Annotated in this window: 1 protein-coding gene; it reads right to left on the bottom strand. The window is 50.4% G+C overall.

Annotation, left to right across the window (positions count from 1 at the left end; genetic code table 11):
* A partial coding sequence (locus tag V6D20_15955; GenBank protein HEY9817274.1) for a sialate O-acetylesterase occupies positions 1 to 1,021 on the bottom strand: 1,021 nt, incomplete at both ends.

Below are 1,021 nucleotides of genomic sequence, written 5' to 3'. Positions count from 1 at the left end.
TTTGCTTAAGGGAGAACTCAGCCGAAGCATTAGCGAATAGGAACCCTTGTTGCCTGTAACTATTGCCAGCGTAATGCTCCATGTCGTCAGCCATTTCCGTTAAGGAATCATGTACCACTGTAGCCGAGTTATCAAGGAAAGAACTAACTGATCTATGAACAGCGTCAATTGCTGCGGCACTAGGCGTGTTACCCAGGTAGGTAGGGTTCATGGTTCCTACAAGAAGCATAGCGGAATCGCCGCCCGGTAGGGCAGCACGCAGATCGGTCATAGTATCAATTAGCTCTGTTTGATACGTTGGACCTGTCATCAGGGAAACAACATCCTGTTGGCCTTGTAGCCATAGAATACCCATGAAGGTGTAATGCGGATTAGCTGCGAGGAAGGCAACAGCTTCCGCCTTCACCGCTAGGTAGTAAGCGTCGTCAACACCCCACACTCCGTTGGAGAATCCAGTGTTTCCCCAGGCTCGGCACAGTACCGCAATTTTATCAATAGCGGGGAACAATTCGCGTCTACGCTTCATGAAGTTAAGACGGCAGCTTACGCTGGTGCCTTTTACATCTCCAGGAAGATCTCTAACATCCTGAGCAGGATGCCTGAAGATCTGTAGCTCTCCTGCAGGTGCGGGTCTATATAGCTCCTGCTCTACACCCCAGCTTACTTCCAGACAGTTAGGATCAGGCTTATCTGTACCAAGTGGGAAGATTTCGCCGGTTTCCCCAATTGCAGTATTTATGTCTATGCCAACCATGTTGGATTGACCGATGGTGATCCAAAACTCATGCTTAGCATAGTTTTGCTGCAGTTGTACCTTACCGGCATCTACTGGACCCCAACCATCACCGAGGTTTTGATAGAGGGCGCCGGAACCGGCACCGTCGTAGTTGGAGACGTAAGCAGTCGTGGGCGGGTTGATGTCAGGGAGAGCTAGCAGCGCTGATAGGTCAGCAACACTACCTCTGTGGTCAACGAATCCATCAGATACTTGGGCGGTTACAGTGATGACGCCAACACCACT

It is taken from the genome of Candidatus Obscuribacterales bacterium (assembly GCA_036703605.1).
Lineage (GTDB): Bacteria > Cyanobacteriota > Cyanobacteriia > RECH01 > RECH01 > RECH01.
The sequence above is the reverse complement of the archived record's forward strand: the minus strand, read 5'-3'. Positions and strand labels throughout refer to the sequence as shown.